Genomic DNA, 18,283 nt, shown 5'->3' on the forward strand with positions numbered 1-18,283 from the left:
GTTCGCATCAACCCATGGGCCACGTTTTTTAACGGGGTCCCCGACATAGGCGGGGCCTCCAATAAGCTAACGGCCGCTACCCTCCATCGCACAACGGTAGCACAGGCTGTTTCTACCGCGCACAGGCGGGCCCCAACCCGGGACGGTTTTTTAAGATATCGCGTTCCGCCTTCAGCTTTGCGACTTCACGCCTCAAGCTGCGGAGCTCTTCGTCATCCGGCTTTAACTGACCTTTGCCCGGGAAGGCATCTGGGCCACTTGATCCAAACTCGCGCACCCATCTGCGCAGCACTGTCGCATGCACATCCAGATCTCTGGCAGCCTGTGCAACGCTCACACCGCGCATCGTCACAAGTTGCGCAGCTTCGCGTTTATACTCACGGCTGTAAACTCTTCTCGTCATCGCTGATCTGAACCGCCCCGGGTTTGCCGGAGGCTGTTTGGTTTAAATTATGCGGCCATGGCAGGTTCGTCCAGCATTGTGTAGTAGCGTTTTTCTGCCTCGGCCGGCGGGATGTTGCCGATGGGTTCCAGCAGGCGGCGGTTATTGAACCAGTCGACCCATTCCAGCGTTGCAAACTCGACGGCTTCAAAGTTGCGCCAGGGGCCACACCGGTGAATCACCTCGGCCTTGTAGAGACCGTTGATGGTCTCGGCCAATGCATTGTCATATGAATCTCCGACGCTGCCGACGGATGGCTCAATACCAGCCTCTGCCAGACGCTCTGTATACCTTATCGATACATATTGACTGCCCCTGTCACTGTGATGGACAAGACCTCCCCGATGAACGGGCCGGCGCTCATGCAGTGCCTGTTCCAAGGCATCGAGGACGAAACCTGTATCGGCCGTGCGCGAGACACGCCAGCCGACGATGTAGCGGGCATAAACGTCGATGACGAAGGCGACGTAGACAAACCCTTTCCAGGTGGTGACATAGGTAAAGTCGGAAACCCACAGCATGTTTGGTCCTGGCGCGTGGAATTGCCGGTTGACGTGATCAAGCGGACAAGGTGCGGCTTTGTTGCTGATCGTGGTTCGCACGGGTTTGCCGCGGATAACCCCCTGCAACCCCATTCTTCCCATCAACCTTGCCACCGTGCAGCGGGCAACATCAAAACCCTCCCGCTGCATTTGCCGCCACACCTTGCGCACGCCATAGACGCCAAAGTTGTCGTCAAACACACGCCTGACTTCGCCTTGCAAATCCCGGTCACGCTTGGCACGGGCCGACAAATGGGCAGGATCCCGTCGCTTCGCCGCATGCAGATGGAAGGTGGAGGGGGCAATCGGCAATACCTTGCAGATCGGCTCGACCCCGTATGCACCGCGATGTTCGTCGATAAACGCGATCATCGTCTGAACGGGCGGTCGAGCTCCGCCTGGGCAAAATATGCGGACGCCTTGCGCAATATCTCGTTGGCCTGCCTCAGTTCCCGAACCTCCCGCTCAAGAGCCTTGACCTTGTCAGCCATATCGGTGGGAACGCCGGCACGCTGACCGCTGTCCACCTCAACCCTCTTTACCCATTCATTCAGCGTCTGCGGCACACAGCCGATCTTCTGGGATATCGAGACAATCGCTGCCCAGCGTGACGGGTGATCGCCTTCGTGATCCAGTACCATACGCACCGCACGGGCACGTACTTCAGATGAAAATTTGTTCGTTGTCTTGCTTGTCATTGCTCTATCCTACTCAGGAGTTAGAGCCTCCGACAATCCCGGGGCGGTTCAATCTCCAATCTCATAAACACCTTATCTCGGTGTCCACGAAACCGGCAGCAGCTCAAAGGTAACAGCGCCGCCATCTATTCGTTTCTGCATCGTCTCGAACGAAGTTCATAGAATTAGATCGCACCCCGACTTTCGTATTGCTAGACGAGCTCTCATCATTTCAAGACTGGCTCAGGTCATCTCTGAACGAAAGGTTCATGGAGGATTGCGGCGGGTCTTGTTGACGCAGGCCAAGCGTCTCCAATGGTTGGCAGAGCGCAGGTACCTTGCATTGGGCGGAGCCGCGTCTGTTGAAATAGAACATGGGGAGAACGGCGAAGTTGAAAATTGACTTACTTAAATGAAGCATAGCCCATAAAGTCGCCGAAAAGCTCTGCATCCCCCCAAACATCTTCTGCGTGCGTTTCCGCTGCAAATGCCTATATTAGCCTGCAGCACATTTAGCTGACGAAAATTTTCGCTTTCAGGGGGACCATATGGCCGGCAATCAGGAATTTGATCAGGAAATCGAGACAACCCGCGAGATGGTCGAGGCGATGCGCTCGAAGATCGATCAGTCCTCCGAAGTGCTCGACACCCTGGCCGCCAGCGACAGCATCATGGAGGTCGATTTCGACATCGAGAACGCCCGCATTCAGGATGTGCTGAACCAGCAGAAACTGATGGAAGGCAATATTGCCGATCTGATCCTCAGCCTGGAAGATGTCACAAATTCCTTCGGCGCCGAATTCAAGAATATGCAGAGCTTTTCCGGCATCGAGCAATTCGTCGGCATGTTTTCCAAGAACAAGGCCAAATCGATGCGCAACGAGCGGGTCCGCACCACGTCTCTGGGCGGCAATCTGCAGGATCTTCTGTCGAAATCGGACACGATTGTCGGCATTCTGACCAATCAGAAAACCGTGCTGGAAACGCGCTATGCCACCTCCGAGACCAGCCTGCGCACGGTGCTGGAGCGGCGTCAGGCCGCCACCGATGCGTTGCTGGAAACCCAGAACAGGATCGAGGAACTCAACCCGGAGCTGATGGATCTGGAAAACCGCATTGCCGCCACCACCGATCAGCAGCAGCGTACCGAACTGGAAACCAAACGCTCTGAAACGGCAACCGAGTATAATCAGGCTCAGGCCAGAGAGCAGGAACTGCTCGCCGCCTCGCAGACGCTGGAGCGCTACACCTCGATGTTCCAGACCTTCATTGACAGTCTGAACAATCAGATTGCGGCGCAGAACACGTTGATCAACAAGCTGAAGATCGACACCGAGCAGCGCATCGTGCTGTATAAAGCACTCGAGGATTCCCTCAAAACCGCCGCCCAGCAGGATGTCGCCCACAAGATCAACACGCTTGGCTCGAAGGTCGATCTGGCTGCCGAGCAGACCATGGCTGGCATTGGCGCGGCGGCCCAGTCGCATATTGCCGATCTGCTGGAAATGCACGAGCAGTCGATGGTCAATTCCGCTGAAATCCAGCGCCGCAAGAAATTGGCCGATGATGCCTTCACACGGCGCTTTTCCGACGTCATGAAGCAGCATCAGACGGCAGATTATAAAGCGTCCTCCTGACGGGAGCTCGGGAGTTGCCTGTGACGGCGCAAACAGTTCTGATACGCTATTTCAATGCGCTGAAAGCCGCCATTGTGTTTCTCGAACGCGCCGTGGTGGCGCGCGATCAGGGGCCGTGGGGCGCGCGCCCGCATGATATTCTGGGCGCGGTGATGAGCGCCAATCTGGCGCGGCTTGAAAACGCCACCAGCGCATTCGCGTTGCAGGCGCGCTATCAGGACCGCTTCCGCATTGATCTGCAGGAAAGCGGCTTTCCGGTGCTGCAGGAAATCATGGCGCTGGCCGAAGCGGAACAGCAGGCAAGCGCCCGGCTGGAGGCCCTGGCCGATCCCACCGCCATCAAGCGCAAGATGGTCGATCAGATGCTGGCCAGCCGCAACAAGCCGCACGCCCTGCAAAAGCAGATGGCCGAGCGGCTGTTTTACCAGGAATTGCGCCGCACCGCCGCGGCCGATGGTATTTTCCCCGCTTTCACAGCACCGAAAACCATTCGCCTGTCGAGCAATCCGAAAAACGGCCGGCCCTATTATGTGGTCTACTGGTCGGTCTATGACGGCACCGCCAATCTGCCCTTGCTGTATACGCTGGTGGTCGAGGATTCTGCCGCATCGGTCGCTGATGGCAGGGCCGAGGCGGTGTTTGAGGCGGCCATGCGTCCGCCCGCCGGCAAGCCGTTGCGCGCCAGGGCCGAGCAAGGCATGGAGGGCCTGCCGAACACGGCAGTGTCAAAGGCATTCTCCGGTTTTGTCGAGGCCAATTCCGCTTACAGCCTGACCCTCACAACCATTGCCACGGCGATGGATCAGCAGTTTGACGCATTGCACCCCAAACAATTGCGCCGTTTCGTGCTGGGGCCGTTTTACGCCGGCGGCATCACCACCCATAACGAGTTGATGCAGGGCCTGCTCGACAAGGTTGATGCCAGTGCCGACAGCTGGGTTTTGACATGGACCATGCAAGAGCTGTTTTCGGAAAGCGAAAAACCGGGTCAAAGACGGTTCTGGAGCCAAAGCCCGCCGCAGCAGATTTTTTATATCAACACCGATGATATCGATTGCGTGCAGCAGGGCGTCAGTGCGGTGGAATATCATGCGCTGATACCTCACGCCGCCTATCAGGCGGTCTATGCCAGCGGCCAGGCGGCAGAGGTTTTCGGGCGCTATCAGTGCTCCATCGTCAGTGAAGACGATATTATCCGTCAAATTTAAAGGAAAAGAGCGATGGATATCGGATTGACCACCTTGTCGGAAAACGACATTGCCGGACATATCGGCATCATGCAGGCGATGCTGGAGCGCGCCAGCATTGTCGTGACCGAAGACCGCAGCCGCTCTGCCACCGAGCTGGCCGGCACGCGGCGGCGCTTTGTCAGCACCGTGTCCACCGCGCCGCAGCGCCAGGCCAGGGATATCCGCTTTCTGCATCGGCTTCAGGCGATCCATCCCGATGATACGCTGCTGACGCCGGAAGAACATGCGCTGGCCTATAAATTGCGCCGCGGCATGGCGGTCGGTCACGCCGTCGCGGATGTCTTTGCGCGTCAGACCGAGCTGGAAAAACTGCAGCAGCAGAACCGTGCCGGGGCCCTCGGTGGCGAGACGGCGCAACGCTTCCACACTCTGCAGAACACTGCCGCTTTTGTCGCCGCCTTTACCGCCGCGCGGTTTGTGCTCGACGCCTTGCCGGCCAATGGCGAGAGCCAGAGCGACCAGCCCGACCCGATCCTGCAATTCGACACAGTGCGTGATGCGCTGAAAGGCTTTGTCGCAACCCTTGATGAAGCGCTGGAGGGTGCCGACAGCGATGCCGTCATGACGTCCCGCGCCCGGGCCGCGACGCAGCATTTTCTTCAGGCCCTGTCGGCCCGCGCCCGGCGGTTTGACGAGATCGGCACATTCGAAGCGATGCATATCCGCCTCGATGCCGATGATTTTACCCTCGATGGCCTCGAAACCGGCCCCTCAAAGGCCACCAAACCTTTGACCATGAGTTTCAAGAAACCCCATGAGGTGGTCGGCAATCACATCGCCAAGCATCAGGCGGTAAAATTGTCGAAAATGCTGATGGCTTATGATTTCGACCGCCAGATGAACCCGTTTGTCGAACTCGGCGGCTTCATTTTCACCTTTATCGGTGACGGCTTTCCCGGCACCGGCAAGACTACCTTGATCCAGATGATCGCCGGATTGATGCATGAATACAGCCTGATCGGCGGCTACCGCTTTCACTATCAGAATTTCGGCGTCGACCAGATTTCGTCCTATCAGGGTAAATCCGGCCAGAACTGCCGCGCCTTCATCGACGCGGTGCTGGAGCCGCGCTCGATCGGATTTGGCACCATTGATGATATCGATCAGGTGGCAGCCAAACGCTCCGACGCCAACAACACTTCGGCCGGTCAGCAGGAAATCACCGCCGTTCTGATGGATGCGTTTTCCGGGGCCAACACGGTGGTGCGCGGCAATTGCAGCTTCGGCATGTTCTCCAATTATCCGGAAATGGTCGATGATGCGCTGCGCCAGCGCGCCGGAGCCCGCTGGCTGGTGGACGGGCCGCAAAGCCGCGAGGATTATGTCGATATTTTCACGCTGCTGCTTGGCGGTAACCACAATCTGCAACTCGGCGATCACGAGCTTTATGCCAACCAGAATATCCAGCGCGCCGCCACCGAAGCCTATGGCGATCTGCTGGTGCCGCAGGAAGACGGCCTGAAACAGGTGTTCGATCATGTCATGGCGGTCAATGGCAGTCCGCAGACCCTGGCCGATATCGGGCGCTATCTCCATGCCATCAAGCAGGCCCAGCCGCGCTTTACTGGCCGCGCCATCAAGAATGTCACCGATGCCATCAAGATGCGCGCTTTCGATGTGGAACTGCCGGATGAGTGGTTTGAGACGCCGGGGCAATTCATGCACCGCTCCTATGACGATAAATTGGCCATGATCAAGGAGTTGCAGAGCCCGATCACGATGGAAATGGTGCTGCAGGAAATCAACCGCTATGCGGCGTCCGAATTCCGCTATTCGGACAAGTCGGATGAGGCGGCGACGGAAAAAATCCTCCGCGAGCAGCGTGTCCGCGAGCGCGCCGCCCGGGAAATGGAACAGCTGAAACGGGATGGCCAATGGAACGCCTGATCGCCAGCAAGATGATTTACGGCGGGCTGATGCAGGTCTCCCAGCCGCATCTGGTGAAGAATTACAACACCGCGCTGACCCAGTTCGGCTTCAAGCCGGTGGCACCAGCCTCATTCTTCATTGATGCGATGGGGTTCTCGCCGCAGATTGCCGAAATTCTCGACGATCCGCAGTATCTCAATCCGCACCGGGTCAATCCGCGTTTCATCATTCTGACGCCGAAGCAGCATGATCTGCCCTATATTCAGGTGTCGTTTTCTTCGACACCGGAACTGATGCGGTCGTTTTACCGGGCGAACCGGATGGCGCTCGATATTCTGACGCTGAAAGACGTGATTTTTGGCGAGATTGAGGATGATACCTATACGGTCTCCACGATTGAGGATCTGCTGTCGATCCGCAATGTGGTGTTTGATCTGAACAGCGCCAATGGCGTTCTGGAAGCGGCCTACAAGCTGGAAGGTCTGATTGCCCGGTTTGAGCGGGAAACCACGTCCTGGGACAATGATGAGCTGATGGGCGAGATCATCAGCCTCGCCGCGCTGACCGGCGATATCCGCAAGAATGACCCGGTGCCGCGCACCACCCGCTTCACCAAAAACGCCTTCTGGGCGGATCATTTCGGCGGCGTATATGTTCTGCGCGATGAGGACGGCCACATCGTTGTCGGCGAGCCGGAAGAGCCGCCTTTCCCCAGCAAAAACCGAGCTGTCGACTGGTATCTGTCATTGGCCGATCCCAAAACGCTGCATACTTATCTGACTGAAACCGACCGGCTGGAGCCGCTCAACCGCGATTGGCTGTTGAATTCGGGCGTGCTGGATAGCCGCATCGAACAGCATATCAGGGCGCTGATGGGCCTGTCCGGCAACGGCGCGGATCTTGGCAAATTATCCCCGGCCAATGTCAAAAAATGGGTCAATGCCCATGCTGCCGATGTCTCCAATGACCGCATCCTGTCGTTCCTGACCCGCAGCAAAAAGACGCTTCTTGCCGGGCAGAAAATTGATCTGGGTGGAATAGCGCCGGATTTGCGTTTTCTGCTGCAGCGGGCAAAACCGGATCACCCCGATGCCGGGTTGATCAACCGCCTGATCGCCGAATTCGTGCCGTTTGATTTTGTGCTGCGCTTCATGGTCAACAAGGAAGCTTTCTACCGCGATTATGAAACCTATCCCAACAATCTGCGCGACTATGTGGTCGCCCTGATAGAGGCAACCTATTTCAGGGACAAGGAAGTTCACTGGCAGAAATTGTTCGGCGATAACGGGTCGCAGTGAGATCATCAGCAGCCCCGAGCGCGGCGCGGCGCCTGCGGTCTTTCTTGTGAATCACCGCCAAAAATCCTATGTCTTCAGCGCCAATGCCCGAAACCAGGAAGCCGAATCAAGGAAGATTGTACTATGCTGGACCCGTTGATTGAAGGGCTGAAGGCCTTGTGGGCTGGTCTTGTGGCCTTGGCCAAGGGACTGTGGCATTCGATTCTGTGGCCGTTTCGTGCAGCGCATCGTTTCGTCATGCGGCGCAAAATATGGATACGGATCGTCATTGCCTTGCTTATCCTTCCGGTCGTCATCGGTTACGCGCTGCTGATCTGGAACGCGGCCTGGATTCGCGACTATGATCCGGCCTATCCCGACAGTTTCGACACAGCATCGCGCACGGTTTCAGCCGGCGATCAGGTGGCCGTGGAGGCTACCGGTAATGCCGCCCAGACCTGCGGCCGGTCCTACACCGTCGATGCAGTTGCCTATCTGACGGATTTCAATGTCAACAAGAACAACTGGATGTCGAGTAATCCGCTCTACAAGCTCGGCTTTTTCGGCATTGACTGGGACCGCACCTGGATTCTCGACAACAAGGCGGCGTTTCAGCGCGGCATTCATCAGGCCATCGGCAGAACCGCCATTGAAATGTCCGACCGGCTCGGCCGGGTGCGCGGCACCTCGCAGATCGATCCCAATTTGAAATCCGCCCGCGGCTCGCTGCAATTCGACCAGTATACCTGGTTTATCAATCCCGTTGGTGATCGGCCTTTTGGCCCGACCACCAGAAGCCAGACATATTATCGCAGCGCCATCAAATCGCTGAATGCCTATCAGAGCGATCTGGTATCATGTAAAGCCACCTTTGATGCCAGAGCCGACAATTTGATGCAGTTCATCGACCGCATTGCCAATGATATTGGCTCCACCTCGGCCAGTCTGAAAACCCGGGCGGAGGCCTATAATGCGGGCTGGTTCGACACCAGGGCCGACGATATTTTCTGGAACGCCAAGGGTCAGCTTTACGCCTATTACGGTATTCTCAAAGGCGCGCGCGCCGATTTTTCAGACATTATCACCTCACGCGGCCTTGGTACCCTGTGGGACGAAATGGAGGCGCAGACCCTCAGTGCCATCAATCTTGATCCGCTGATTGTCTCCAATGGCAAGGAGGATGGCTGGCTGATGCCAACCCATCTGACCACTATCGGGTTCTACATTTTGCGGGTGCGGTCGAATCTGGTCGAACTGCGCTCAATTCTTGATCGCTGAATTATGACTGATGTCGCCGTTATCGGCGCAGGTCCCGCCGGGTTGATGGCAGCGGAAATGATGGCCGGGGCCGGTCATCAAGTGACGCTGTTTGAGCAAATGCCAAGTCCGGCGCGCAAGTTCCTGATGGCCGGTCTGGGCGGTCTGAATATCACCCATAGCGGCACTGCAGATGATATCAAACAGGCGTATTTTCACGCTTCGCCGGCCTTGCGCAGCGCGATTGACGCATTTCCGCCGGACGCTGTCCGTGCCTGGATGGAAGCGCTCGGCGAGCCGGGTTTTACCGGCTCAAGCGGCAAGATCTTCCCGCGCAGTTTCAAGACCTCGCCGCTGTTGCGCAAATGGCTGCGGCGCCTGGAAAGCAGCAACGTCCGGCTGCTGACCCGCCATAGCTGGATCGGCTTCGATGAGGATGGCGCGCTTCTGTTTCAAACCGGGAATGGCGAGTGCCTGACCTTTCAAAGTGCAGCAACAGTATTTGCCATGGGCGGTGCCAGTTGGCCGCGCCTTGGCAGCGATGGCAAATGGGTTGACCATCTGGCCGCACTGGCCCCGGTCGAACCGCTGGTGCCGTCCAATATGGGCATCAATATCGCCTGGAGCGATTTTATCAAATCCGGCTTTGCCGGCACGCCGTTAAAGGCAATCCGGCTTCATTTGGGAGACAGGTCTGTTGCCGGGGAAGTTGTGGTGACGAATTACGGCCTCGAGGGAACCGCCATCTATGCACTCAGCGCAGATCTGCGGCAGGCCCTCAGCCAGGGACCGGCCACACTGCGCATTGATCTGCGCCCGGCGCTGTCGCAACAGGCCATTGCCGAGCGCCTCGCCCGAACGCCGGCGAAACACTCCCTCGCCAACCGGCTGCGTCGGGCGTTGAAATTTTCCGCCCATGAACGGGCCTTGCTGCATGAGGCCGGACCACCGCCAGACCTTGCCCGTGACCTTGCGGCTCTGGTGAAAAATCTGCCACTTGAAGTCAGCGGTCATCAGGGGCTGGAGCGGGCGATTTCATCGGCCGGCGGCATCGCCGCCACTGCGCTGACAGACAGCTTTATGCTGGTTGCAAAGCCCGGTCTGTTCGTGGCCGGAGAAATGCTTGATTTTGATGCCCCGACCGGCGGATATCTGCTGCAGGCTGCTCTGGCTTCCGGCCGCATGGCCGGGCAGGGGGCGGTGGAATTTCTTGCACGCAAGGAAGATTGACTTACATCTGGATAACGCGCCGCCCGCAAAATCACTCTCCATCCCAACCGTTTCAGGAAATCTAAATGTCCGACAATCCACTGCTTGCCAAATGGTCCACACCTTTTGAAATTCCGCCCTTTGGTCAGATAAAGACGGCGCATTTCAACGACGGGTTTGACCGGGCTATGGTGTCGAACCGCGCCGAAATCGATGCAATTGCTGATAATCCGGATGCGCCGACATTCGACAATACCATCGTGGAGCTGGAAAAATCCGGCGATAAACTCGATAAAGTGGCCAGCACATTCTTCAATCTCACCGGTGCCAACACCAATGATGCCTTGCAGAAGATCGAGCGCGAGATCGCCCCGCGCTTGTCACGCCATTCCAGCGCCACCGTCATGAACGCAAGATTATTCGGGCGCATCAAGACGCTGTTCGATGCCATCGAGAGCCTCGCGCTCGGCTCGGAAGAAAGCCGGGTTCTGAGCAAATATTACGAGAGCTTTGTTCGCTCCGGTGCCGCATTGACCGGGAATGATCGCGAGCGCATGTCTGAAATTTCCGCACGTCTGTCAGAGTTGGGCACGCAGTTTTCGCAAAATGTGCTGGCCGACGAAAAGGCCTATCAACTGGTTCTGGAGGATGAATCCGATCTTGCCGGCTTGCCGGATTTTCTAATTTCCGCGGCGCGCTCTGCGGCGCAGGAACGCGGCCTTGAGGGCAAGCATGTCATCACTTTGTCGCGGTCTCTGATCGAGCCATTTCTTCAGTTTTCCAGCCGCCGTGATTTGCGTGAAACAGCTTTCAAGGCCTGGACCTCCCGCGGCGAGAACGGCAATGACAGCGACAACCGGGCGATCATTTCCGAAATCCTGCAATTGCGGGACGAACGCGCCAGGCTGCTCGGCTTTGACGGTTTTGCTCATTTCAAACTCGACAATCAGATGGCCAAAACGCCAGACGCGGTGCGCGATCTGCTGGAAAATGTCTGGACCCCGGCAAAAGCCCGCGCTGAAAAAGAGGCGGTGGCATTATCCGACCTTGCCCGCGGCCTTGGCGACAATGCGCAGATTGCGCCATGGGACTGGCGCTATTATTCGCAAAAACTGCGGATGCGTGACCACGCTCTGGATGAGGCGGAAATCAAGCCTTATTTCCAGTTGGACAACATGATTGAAGCGGCCTTTGCCGCTGCCAACCGCCTGTTTGGTGTCTGGTTTCGCGAAGTCACGGATCTTCAGCTGTATCATCCCGATGTCCGGGCATGGGAAGTCAGGGATGCCGCCGGCCATCATGTCGGCCTGTTCCTGGGGGACTATTTTGCCCGCTCCTCAAAGCGCTCCGGCGCGTGGATGAGCGCGTTTCGCTCGCAGGAAAAATTGTCAGGCGATATCCGCCCGATCATCGTCAATGTGATGAATTTTGCCAAGGCCCCTGCCGGTGAGCCCAACCTTCTGACATTTGATGATGCCCATACCTTGTTTCACGAATTCGGCCATGCCCTGCATGGATTGCTGTCTGATGTGAACTACCCTCTCCTATCGGGAACCAGTGTTGCACGGGATTTTGTCGAATTGCCCAGCCAGCTGTTTGAGCACTGGCTGACAACGCCGGAGATTCTCACCAAATATGCCCGCCATGCCCGCACCGGCGAGCCACTGCCGCAGGTTCTGATGCAGCGGCTGCTGGCGGCGCGGACCTTCAATCAGGGCTTTTCCACGGTTGAATATGTCTCTTCGGCGCTGGTCGATCTGGAAATGCATCTCAACGCTCAGGAAGCGGCAGCGGACCCGTTGGCTTTCGAAGCCCGCACGCTGGACAGGATTGGCATGCCGAAACAGATCACGATGCGTCACCGCAGCCCGCATTTCATGCATATCTTTTCCGGTGATGGCTATTCTTCCGGCTATTATTCCTATCTGTGGTCCGAGGTCATGGATGCCGACGCCTTCGTTGCCTTTGAAGAAGCCGGAGATGCCTTTGATGCGGGCCTTGCCAGCAAGCTGAAGCAGCACATCTACAGTGCCGGCAACAGCGCCGACCCGGCAGAGCTGTACACCCGTTTCCGGGGCCGGATGCCCGCCATTGATGCCTTGCTTGAAAAACGCGGACTTCAAAGCGCGGCGTCAACAGGTTAAACTTATTGAATGCTGGTACGCGGTGAAGATTCCCTGGCGCGGCAACTTGCCGATGGCCGTCAAAGTGACAGGGCGCTGATGATCCAGCGTGGGGTCGGACGCATGCTGTTCGGCCAGAGATTTTCCATTGTCAGTGAACTGACGCTGGCTTCCGGACGGCGTGCCGACATCATGGCGCTGTCGCCCAGGGGTGATGTCTGGATTGTCGAGATCAAATCATCGGTCGCCGATTTCAAGGCTGACACGAAATGGCCTGACTATAAGGATTATTGCGACCGGATGTTCTTTGCCAGCCATGAAGATGTGCCCTCGGAGCTGTTTCCGCCGGAGCAGGGTCTGATCATGGCCGATGCATTCGGTGCAGATATTCTGCGCGATGCGCCCGAACACCGCCTGTCAGCTGCCCGCCGCAAGGCAGTGATGCTGCGGTTTGCATCGGCAGCGGCCACTCGGTTGCACCATCTTTCAGATCCGGGCCTCAACGGACTTTGACAGGTGCGTCAGCCCGACCGCCGATCAGCGCGGCGCGCGTTTAGACAAAATGCGCTGCAGGGTGCGGCGGTGCATTGACAGGCGTCGCGCCGTCTCCGAGACATTACGATCGCAAGCTTCGAATATGCGTTGAATATGCTCCCACCGCACCCGGTCAGCTGACATCGGGTTTTCTGGTGGGGTTGGCATTTCATCTTCGGTTCGCGTCAGGGCGCCATAGAGCTGCTCCGCATCGGCAGGCTTTTCCAGATAGTCAAATGCCCCCAGTTTGACCGCCGCCACCGCCGTGGCAATGCTGCCATAGCCAGTCAGAATGACGATCCGCGCCTTCGGGTTGCGGTCGCGAAGCCGGGCCACCAGATCAAGTCCGTGGCCATCCGGCAGTCGAATATCAATGATTGCAAAATCCGGTGCATCCCGGTCGACGACCACATTAGCATGAGCCATGGTTTCAACCGGCGTGACGGAAAAACCCTGGCTCTCAAGCGTGCGTGCAATGCGGTTTGAAAAAATGGAATCGTCATCAACCAGCAATAATTCTCTGACTGACTGCTTTGACGACGCCATAATGTCTTTCGAAAAGTCCAATGTACCACCCCGGATAGAATAAATTCGGGTCGCAACGTGCGACATGCTGACCTTGGTTATATGGCGCAAAATGTGGACGGCAAATAATCACCCGCAACTGCGACAATACGGCGCAGATGGGTGTGAATTATTGAGACTATGGCGTTAAATAGCGGGCCGCAGCGGGTCTAGTCGCTCATTTTCAGGGCCGCAATGAATGCGTCCTGCGGAATGTCGACCTTGCCGAACTGGCGCATTTTCTTTTTGCCCGCTTTCTGCTTCTCCAGCAGCTTGCGTTTGCGGGTCACATCGCCGCCATAACATTTGGCGGTGACATCCTTACGCAGGGCGGCAATGGTTTCCCGGGCAATGATTTTTCCGCCAATGGCAGCCTGGATCGGAATTTTGAACATGTGGCGCGGGATCAGCTCTTTCAGCGTCTCGCACATATCGCGGCCGCGCCGTTCCGACTGGCTGCGATGGACCAGCATGGCCAGCGCATCCACCGGTTCCGCATTCACCAGCAATGACAGTTTGACCAGATCGCCGGCCCGGTATTCGTTGATCTGATAATCGAAGCTGGCATAGCCTTTGGAGATCGATTTAAGCCGGTCATAGAAGTCGAAGACAACTTCGTTGAGCGGCAGATCATATTGAACCATCGCCCGGCTGCCGACATAGGACAGATCAATCTGCAGGCCGCGGCGGTCCTGGCACAGTTTCAGGATCGGACCGAGATATTCATCAGGGGTCAGGATGGTTGCCCGAATCCAGGGTTCGCGGATTTCCTCGATTTTCATCACGTCCGGCAGATCAGCGGGATTGTGAAGCTGGGCTTCCGTGCCGTCAATCATGGTCAGTTCATAGACCACGCTTGGCGCGGTTGCGATCAGATCCAGATTGAATTCACGTTCCAGCCGTTCCTGGATGATTTCCAGATGCAGCAGGCCGAGAAAGCCGCAGCGAAAGCCGAATCCAAGCGCCGCAGAAGTTTCCATTTCGAACGAGAAACTTGCATCATTCAGGCGCAATTTTCCCATTGCAGCCCGCAAATCTTCAAATTCGCCCGCATCGACAGGAAACAGCCCGCAGAATACAACCGGCTGGGCCGGCTTGAAACCCGGCAGCGCCTTGCTCGTCGGACGGCGATCCTCGGTAATCGTATCGCCAACCCGTGTGTCGGCGACTTCTTTGATGGATGCCGTCAGAAAGCCGATTTCACCGGGTCCAAGCTCGTCTACGGTCACCAGTTTCGGCGTGAACACGCCCACCCTGTCAACATCATAGGCGGCATTGGTGCCCATCATCCGGATTTTCTGACCCCTTTTAAGTTTGCCATCGACAATCCGCACCAGCACGATGACGCCAAGATAAGCATCATAGTAACTGTCAACCAGCATCGCTTTCAGCGTGGCATCAGGGTCGCCCGCAAGCTTGCCCTTTGCCGGTGAGGGCAGTCGGGCCACAATGGCTTCCAGAACCTTGTCGATGCCAAAGCCTGTTTTCGCGGAAATTTCGATTGCGTTCGACGCATCCAGCCCGATCACTTCCTCGATCTGTTCCTTGACCCGCTCGACATCGGCTGCCGGCAGATCAACCTTGTTCAGAACCGGCACAATTTCATGATCGTTGTCGATCGCCTGATAGACATTGGCCAGGGTCTGTGCCTCGACGCCCTGGCTGGCATCGACCACCAGCAGCGAGCCTTCACAGGCGGCCAGTGAGCGGCTGACTTCATAGCCAAAATCAACATGGCCGGGCGTATCAATCAGGTTCAGAATATAGGTGATGCCGTCCAGCGCCTTATAGTGCAGCCGTACAGTCTGCGCCTTGATGGTGATGCCGCGTTCACGCTCGATATCCATACTGTCGAGCACCTGGGCCTTCATCTCGCGGATTTCCAGCCCGCCGGTGAGTTGAATCAGCCGGTCGGCAAGCGTCGACTTGCCATGATCGATATGGGCAACGATGGAAAAATTTCGGATGGTCTCGATAGGTGTTGTCATGGGCGGCTAATGAGATCGTTTCATGGTTGTATTGAATATGGTTGTATTGAATTATGTGACCCGGTTTGCGAGTCAACTTGCCCGATGCGCCGCATCGCGCGGCGTTGACAGTCTCGCCGGAGCATAGGGTCGGTAATTACAGTTGCTGTAAAGCAGCCGTGGAACGATCTAGCACCGGCTGTGTGTCCGGCAAAGCTTTTTGTGCACATGTCCGGGACGTCATTCCACGCGCTCAAACGTCAGATAGCTCGGTTGACGGCCAGCGCGTATCGCTTTGGCCTCGTAACGGGTGCCGGGCCAGCCGTCAAAGGCACCGCCTTCGGTCTGCGACCAGTCATTGGCGCGACTTGCGACCCATCGGAAGCTTTGATGATCATGGCACTGATTCAGCGTCCAGCCGACATAATGCTCAATGTCACTCGCAAACAGGAACAGCCCGCCCGGCTTCAGCGCCCGCTCGATACGATCCAGATTGCGCTGCGAGACAAAGCGCCGCTTCCAGTGTTTGAATTTCGGCCAGGGATCAGGATATAACAGAAACACACGCCCAAGCGAACCGGCCGGCAGCCAGTCCAGCAATGCGCCCGCATCATCATCATGCAGGCGAATATTGCCGGGTTTGGCAGCATCGATTTTTACCAGCGCCTGGGAGAGGCCGTTGACAAACGGCTCAACGCCAATGAAGCCGACAGCAGGGTTGGCTTCAGCGCGCTGCAACAGATGTTCGCCACTGCCAAACCCGATTTCCAGAAAGACAGAATCTGCGCCGTTGAACAGAGTGGTCAGTTCGGCCGGGGCCGGCTTCGCGGTGTCCAGCTTCAATTGCGGCAACAGTTGATCCATCAGCGCAGCGGCGGCAGGTTTCAGCGGTTTGGTTTTCCGCCGGCCGATGAACTCGCTTCTTTTTGTCCGTCGGATCATTCAGAAATCAGAAAGCGGACTGCAAAGCGTCCACCAGATCGGTTTTTTCCCACGAGAACCCGCCATCGGAATCAGGTGTGCGGCCGAAATGTCCATAGGCAGCAGAGCGCGCATAGATCGGACGGTTGAGGGCGAGGTGTTCGCGGATGCCCCGCGGTGTCAGGTCCATCAACTCCCTGAGCACGCTGGCCAGCTTTTGTTCATCGACTTCGCCGGTGTCGTGCAGATTGACGTAAAGTGACAATGGCTGCGGCACACCAATGGCATAGGACAGTTGCAGTGTGCAGCGTTCGGCCATCCCGGCGGCCACGACGTTTTTCGCCAGATATCGTGCTGCATAGGCCGCAGAGCGGTCCACCTTGGTGGGGTCCTTGCCGGAAAACGCGCCGCCGCCATGGGGTGCAGCGCCGCCATAGGTATCTACAATGATTTTGCGTCCGGTCAGGCCGCAATCGCCATCGGGGCCGCCAATGACGAATTTTCCGGTCGGGTTGACATGCCAGACGGTTTCATCGGTCAGCCAGCCATCGGGAAGGGTCCGGCGGATATGGGGTTCAACTATGCCGCGCACATCATCGGACGACAGGTTTTCATCCAGATGCTGTGTTGACAGCACCAGCGATGTTGCCCGCACAGGCCGGGAGTCCTCATAGGCCAGGGTAATCTGGGTTTTTGCATCCGGTCCCAACACAGCGGCATCGCCGCTTTTGCGGGCCTGCGCCAGATTCTGAAGAATTCGGTGGGCATAGTGGATCGGAGCCGGCATCAAATCCGGTGTTTCCAGGCAGGCATAGCCGAACATGATGCCCTGGTCACCCGCGCCCTCATCCTTGTTGCCATTGGCATCAACGCCCTGGGCAATATGGTCGGATTGTTTGTGGACAAGTACTTCCACATCGCAGGTCTGCCAGTGAAAGCCTTCCTGTTCATAGCCGATGTCGCGAATGGCCTTGCGCGCCAGCGAGACCATCACCTCGCTGTCGATCTCTTCAGGTCCGCGGCTTTCCCCGGCAATGACAACGCGGTTGGTTGTCGCCAGTGTTTCAATCGCTGTGCGCGACTGGTCATAAGCCGCCAGATAGGCGTCAACGATTTCATCGGAAATCCGATCACAGACTTTGTCGGGATGGCCTTCGGACACGGATTCACTGGTGAACAGATAATTTTTCAGGGACACGAAATGGCTGCCTTTGCATTTGTCGCGGCCGGTGCGCCGCACACATAACAATCCGGCCCCGCACGGAACTTGCGAGGCCATATAAGGAATTCGTTATGTGCCGGTTTTTGGGATGATCGTCAAGGCTTGTCTGCCGCTTGAAATACACTGGCTCACACCGGGTCTATTTGAACAGGCCGCCAGCCCGACAGAACGCTCCGTTATTCTTCCGGTTCGCCTGCCATGGAGCGGACGAGATCGACCACGCGTTTGCGCAGTTTCGGGTCCTGTATTTTCACGAAGGCCCGGTTTAACTGCAAACCCTCGCTGGAGGACAGGAATTCCATGACATGGCTGGTGGCACCGGATTCGACCAGGTCCTTTGTCGCAATCGGTGATACATCCGGCGCATCTTCAAAGAAGAACGCAACAGGCGCCTGGAGGATATTGGCAATCGCCTGCAGGCGGCTGGCACCAATACGGTTGGTGCCCTTTTCATATTTCTGGACCTGCTGGAAGGTGATGCCAAGTTGCTCGCCGAGCTTTTCCTGGCTCATATTCAGCATCATCCGACGCAACCGCACCCGGCTTCCCACATGAGCATCAATTGGATTTGGGCGTTTTTTATTAATTGGCTTTGGTTTGTCATTCATGGCGCGCACTTTAATCATAACTGTAAAATCAGGATCGATAGACTGGCCTCATGCGACGCAGTTGCACCGCAGAACTACTGATCGTCGCGAAATATGTCGTAACTTACAGTTCCTTCTTTATCGTGCGAAATTCGCACGATCAATGAAAAAACTGCGATATTTGCAAATCACAACTTGTGATGTC

The 18,283-nt window shown here is 56.9% G+C and carries 14 protein-coding genes, 1 pseudogene and 1 other annotated feature; of the genes and pseudogenes, 8 read left to right on the plus strand and 7 right to left on the minus strand.

Annotated features, from left to right (window positions below):
* Positions 1-148: 148 nt before the first annotated feature.
* A pseudogene (locus RAL88_RS14130) lies at positions 149-403 on the minus strand (transposase); the annotation flags it as partial.
* Positions 404-450: 47 nt separating this feature from the next.
* Positions 451-1,682, minus strand: a protein-coding gene (locus RAL88_RS14135; protein WP_306264369.1) for an IS3 family transposase whose coding sequence is annotated in 2 segments (ribosomal slippage) — positions 451-1,391 and positions 1,391-1,682 — 1,233 coding nt in all. Because the reading frame shifts where the segments join, the coding sequence is not laid out codon by codon here.
* Positions 1,282-1,398: a sequence feature (AL1L pseudoknot), on the minus strand. (Overlaps the previous gene by 117 nt.)
* A 527-nt stretch (positions 1,683-2,209) precedes the next feature.
* Here RAL88_RS14135 and RAL88_RS14140 point away from each other — a divergent pair.
* From RAL88_RS14140 to RAL88_RS14175, 8 genes are all read left to right on the plus strand, one after another.
* A complete protein-coding gene (locus RAL88_RS14140) occupies positions 2,210-3,298 on the plus strand; it encodes a hypothetical protein (protein WP_306264371.1) in 1,089 nt (362 codons plus the stop codon).
* A gap of 20 nt (positions 3,299-3,318) precedes the next feature.
* Positions 3,319-4,506 carry a hypothetical protein gene (locus tag RAL88_RS14145; protein ID WP_306264373.1) on the plus strand — a complete coding sequence of 396 codons (1,188 nt, stop codon included), beginning with the start codon at positions 3,319-3,321 and terminating at the stop codon, positions 4,504-4,506.
* A 12-nt stretch (positions 4,507-4,518) separates the two neighbouring features.
* Positions 4,519-6,435, plus strand: coding sequence for an AAA family ATPase (locus tag RAL88_RS14150; RefSeq protein WP_306264375.1), 1,917 nt, complete (start codon positions 4,519-4,521; stop codon positions 6,433-6,435).
* On the plus strand, positions 6,423-7,715 hold the full coding sequence (locus RAL88_RS14155; RefSeq protein WP_306264377.1) for a DUF6638 family protein: 1,293 nt from the start codon (positions 6,423-6,425) through the stop codon (positions 7,713-7,715). Before RAL88_RS14150 ends, RAL88_RS14155 begins: the two co-directional genes overlap by 13 nt.
* Before the next feature lie 123 nt (positions 7,716-7,838).
* Positions 7,839-8,972: a DUF2333 family protein gene (locus RAL88_RS14160; RefSeq protein WP_371932100.1), complete on the plus strand. Its 1,134-nt coding sequence runs from the start codon at positions 7,839-7,841 to the stop codon at positions 8,970-8,972.
* Positions 8,973-8,975: 3 nt separating this feature from the next.
* A complete protein-coding gene (locus RAL88_RS14165) occupies positions 8,976-10,181 on the plus strand; it encodes a TIGR03862 family flavoprotein (RefSeq protein ID WP_306264379.1) in 1,206 nt (401 codons plus the stop codon).
* Between the two features lie 65 nt (positions 10,182-10,246).
* Positions 10,247-12,304: a M3 family metallopeptidase gene (locus RAL88_RS14170; RefSeq protein WP_306264381.1), complete on the plus strand. Its 2,058-nt coding sequence runs from the start codon at positions 10,247-10,249 to the stop codon at positions 12,302-12,304.
* Positions 12,305-12,313: 9 nt separating this feature from the next.
* Complete coding sequence (locus RAL88_RS14175) at positions 12,314-12,796, plus strand: MmcB family DNA repair protein (protein WP_306264383.1); 483 nt, start codon at positions 12,314-12,316, stop codon at positions 12,794-12,796.
* 24 nt (positions 12,797-12,820) lie between these two features.
* Here the strand turns inward: RAL88_RS14175 and RAL88_RS14180 are convergent, their stop codons facing one another.
* From RAL88_RS14180 to RAL88_RS14200, 5 genes are all read right to left on the minus strand, one after another.
* On the minus strand, positions 12,821-13,363 hold the full coding sequence (locus RAL88_RS14180) for an ActR/PrrA/RegA family redox response regulator transcription factor (RefSeq protein ID WP_306264385.1): 543 nt from the start codon (positions 13,361-13,363) through the stop codon (positions 12,821-12,823).
* 188 nt (positions 13,364-13,551) lie between these two features.
* Positions 13,552-15,369: a translation elongation factor 4 gene (gene lepA, locus RAL88_RS14185; protein WP_306264386.1), complete on the minus strand. Its 1,818-nt coding sequence runs from the start codon at positions 15,367-15,369 to the stop codon at positions 13,552-13,554.
* A gap of 219 nt (positions 15,370-15,588) precedes the next feature.
* A complete protein-coding gene (trmB, locus tag RAL88_RS14190; protein ID WP_306264388.1) occupies positions 15,589-16,290 on the minus strand; it encodes a tRNA (guanosine(46)-N7)-methyltransferase TrmB in 702 nt (233 codons plus the stop codon).
* Positions 16,291-16,297: 7 nt separating this feature from the next.
* Positions 16,298-17,467: a methionine adenosyltransferase gene (metK, locus tag RAL88_RS14195; protein ID WP_306264390.1), complete on the minus strand. Its 1,170-nt coding sequence runs from the start codon at positions 17,465-17,467 to the stop codon at positions 16,298-16,300.
* A 200-nt stretch (positions 17,468-17,667) separates the two neighbouring features.
* Complete coding sequence (locus RAL88_RS14200) at positions 17,668-18,099, minus strand: helix-turn-helix domain-containing protein (RefSeq protein WP_306264392.1); 432 nt, start codon at positions 18,097-18,099, stop codon at positions 17,668-17,670.
* Between the last annotated feature and the right edge of the window lie 184 nt (positions 18,100-18,283).

Origin of the sequence: Pararhizobium sp. IMCC3301 (assembly GCF_030758315.1) — a bacterium.
GTDB lineage: Bacteria > Pseudomonadota > Alphaproteobacteria > Rhizobiales.

Coding starts and splice junctions, on each gene's coding strand:
- RAL88_RS14140 (WP_306264371.1), top strand. CDS start 2,210: ATGGCCGGCAATCAGGAATTTGATCAGGAAATCGAGACAACCCGCGAG.
- RAL88_RS14150 (WP_306264375.1), top strand. CDS start 4,519: ATGGATATCGGATTGACCACCTTGTCGGAAAACGACATTGCCGGACAT.
- RAL88_RS14155 (WP_306264377.1), top strand. CDS start 6,423: ATGGAACGCCTGATCGCCAGCAAGATGATTTACGGCGGGCTGATGCAG.
- RAL88_RS14160 (WP_371932100.1), top strand. CDS start 7,839: ATGCTGGACCCGTTGATTGAAGGGCTGAAGGCCTTGTGGGCTGGTCTT.
- RAL88_RS14165 (WP_306264379.1), top strand. CDS start 8,976: ATGACTGATGTCGCCGTTATCGGCGCAGGTCCCGCCGGGTTGATGGCA.
- RAL88_RS14170 (WP_306264381.1), top strand. CDS start 10,247: ATGTCCGACAATCCACTGCTTGCCAAATGGTCCACACCTTTTGAAATT.
- RAL88_RS14175 (WP_306264383.1), top strand. CDS start 12,314: ATGCTGGTACGCGGTGAAGATTCCCTGGCGCGGCAACTTGCCGATGGC.
- RAL88_RS14180 (WP_306264385.1), bottom strand. CDS start 13,363: ATGGCGTCGTCAAAGCAGTCAGTCAGAGAATTATTGCTGGTTGATGAC.
- lepA (WP_306264386.1), bottom strand. CDS start 15,369: ATGACAACACCTATCGAGACCATCCGAAATTTTTCCATCGTTGCCCAT.
- trmB (WP_306264388.1), bottom strand. CDS start 16,290: ATGATCCGACGGACAAAAAGAAGCGAGTTCATCGGCCGGCGGAAAACC.
- RAL88_RS14200 (WP_306264392.1), bottom strand. CDS start 18,099: ATGAATGACAAACCAAAGCCAATTAATAAAAAACGCCCAAATCCAATT.